General features: G+C 56.3%; 1 rRNA gene (cut by a window edge). It reads right to left on the reverse strand.

What is annotated here, in order from left to right:
• Positions 1 to 71: 71 nt before the first annotated feature.
• Positions 72 to 2899, reverse strand: a 23S ribosomal RNA gene (locus tag ACLQ25_RS32300) (it continues 383 nt past the right edge of the window).

The following is a 2899-nucleotide window of genomic DNA, read 5'->3' on the forward strand; positions in this document are numbered from 1 at the left end:
TGAACATATCAACCATCACCACAACGGGTGGGTGTTTGTTCAGAGTTGCACAGTGGACGCGTAGCAGCTTAGTAGTCAAGTCCTCGGCCTATTAGTACCGGTCAACTGAACCCGTTACCGGGCTTACATTTCCGGCCTATCAACCCAGTCGTCTAGCTGGGGGCCTTACCCCCACAAAGTGGGGTGGGATACCTCATCTTGAAGCAGGCTTCCCGCTTAGATGCTTTCAGCGGTTATCCCTTCCGAACGTAGCTAACCAGCCGTGCCCTTGGCAGGACAACTGGCACACCAGAGGTTCGTCCGTCCCGGTCCTCTCGTACTAGGGACAGCCCTTCTCAAGTATCCTACGCGCACGGCGGATAGGGACCGAACTGTCTCACGACGTTCTAAACCCAGCTCGCGTACCGCTTTAATGGGCGAACAGCCCAACCCTTGGGACCTGCTACAGCCCCAGGATGCGACGAGCCGACATCGAGGTGCCAAACCATCCCGTCGATATGGACTCTTGGGGAAGATCAGCCTGTTATCCCCGGGGTACCTTTTATCCGTTGAGCGACACCGCTTCCACTCGCAAGTGCCGGATCACTAGTCCCGACTTTCGTCCCTGCTCGACCTGTCAGTCTCACAGTCAAGCTCCCTTGTGTACTTGCACTCAACACCTGATTGCCAACCAGGCTGAGGGAACCTTTGGGCGCCTCCGTTACCTTTTAGGAGGCAACCGCCCCAGTTAAACTACCCACCAGACACTGTCCCTGAACCGGATAACGGTCCGAAGTTAGATACCCAAATCAACCAGAGTGGTATTTCAAGATTGCCTCCACCCATACTGGCGTATGGACTTCACCGGCTCCCACCTATCCTACACAAGCTAACTCAAGTACCAATGTCAAGCTATAGTAAAGGTCCCGGGGTCTTTCCGTCCTGCCGCGCGTAACGAGCATCTTTACTCGTACTGCAATTTCGCCGGGCCTGTGGTTGAGACAGTGGGGAAGTCGTTACGCCATTCGTGCAGGTCGGAACTTACCCGACAAGGAATTTCGCTACCTTAGGATGGTTATAGTTACCACCGCCGTTTACTGGCGCTTAAGTTCTCCGCTTCGCCCCGAAGAGCTAACAGGTCCCCTTAACGTTCCAGCACCGGGCAGGCGTCAGTCCATATACATCGAATTACTTCTTCGCATGGACCTGTGTTTTTAGTAAACAGTCGCTTCCCCCTGCTCTCTGCGGCCATACAACGCTCCACCCGCGCGGGGCTTCACGTCTCCGGCCCCCCTTCTCCCTAAGTTACGGGGGCAATTTGCCGAGTTCCTTAACCACAGTTCGCCCGATCGCCTCGGTATTCTCTACCTGACCACCTGTGTCGGTTTGGGGTACGGGCCGCTAAGAACTCGCTAGAGGCTTTTCTCGGCAGCATAGGATCACTGACTTCACCTGAATCGGCTCGGCATCACGTCTCAGCCCTAGTGTGTCGCGGATTTGCCTACGACACGGCCTACACGCTTACCCCGGCACAACCACCGGCCGGGCTCAGCTACCTTCCTGCGTCACCCCATCGCTTGACTACTACCCGCCAGGTTCCCACGCTCCCTCAACTCAGTCCGAAGACATCATCAAGTTCGGGTGGTTAGCACAACGAGGTTCATCAGGGACGCTCTTTCGCGGGTACGGGAATATCAACCCGTTGTCCATCGACTACGCCTCTCGGCCTCGCCTTAGGTCCCGACTCACCCAGGGCGGATTAGCCTGGCCCTGGAACCCTTGGTCATCCGGCGGAAGGGTTTCTCACCCTTCTTTCGCTACTCATGCCTGCATTCTCACTCGTGCCGCGTCCACAACTGGGTCACCCCGCTGCTTCACTCGCGGCACGACGCTCCCCTACCCATCCACACACCTGCACAAGGAATCAAGTCCAAGCGAAGTTAAAATGTGAATGCCACAGCTTCGGCGGTGTGCTTGAGCCCCGCTACATTGTCGGCGCGGAACCACTTGACCAGTGAGCTATTACGCACTCTTTAAAGGGTGGCTGCTTCTAAGCCAACCTCCTGGTTGTCTATGCGACCCCACATCCTTTTCCACTTAGCACACGCTTAGGGGCCTTAGCTGGTGATCTGGGCTGTTTCCCTCTCGACTACGAAGCTTATCCCCCGCAGTCTCACTGCCGCGCTCTCACTTACCGGCATTCGGAGTTTGGCTGATTTCGGTAAGCTTGTGGGCCCCCTAGACCATCCAGTGCTCTACCTCCGGCAAGAAACACGCGACGCTGCACCTAAATGCATTTCGGGGAGAACCAGCTATCACGGAGTTTGATTGGCCTTTCACCCCTAACCACAGGTCATCCCCCAACTTTTCAACGTTGGTGGGTTCGGCCCTCCACGCGGTCTTACCCGCGCTTCAGCCTGCCCATGGCTAGATCACTCCGCTTCGGGTCTAGAGCATGCGACTAAAGCGCCCTATTCAGACTCGCTTTCGCTACGGCTCCCCCACACGGGTTAACCTCGCCACATGCCACTAACTCGCAGGCTCATTCTTCAAAAGGCACGCCGTCACCCCGCAAGGCTCCGACGGATTGTAGGCGAACGGTTTCAGGTACTATTTCACTCCCCTCCCGGGGTACTTTTCACCATTCCCTCACGGTACTCGTCCGCTATCGGTCACCAGGAAGTATTTAGGCTTACCAGGTGGTCCTGGCAGATTCACGGCAGATTTCAGGGGTCCGCCGCTACTCGGGAACACCCACAGAAGGTCAACAGCTTTCACCTACCGGACTCTCACCGTCTACGGTCAGCCATTCCAGACTGTTCGACTAGCCATCAACTTTGTAACTTCTCCAACAGATGTCAGTCTGTTAAGCAGGGTCCCACAACCCCGACCACGCAACCCCTGACAGGTATCACACGCA

The organism is Micromonospora sp. DT44 (assembly GCF_049841635.1).
Classification (GTDB): domain Bacteria; phylum Actinomycetota; class Actinomycetes; order Mycobacteriales; family Micromonosporaceae; genus Micromonospora.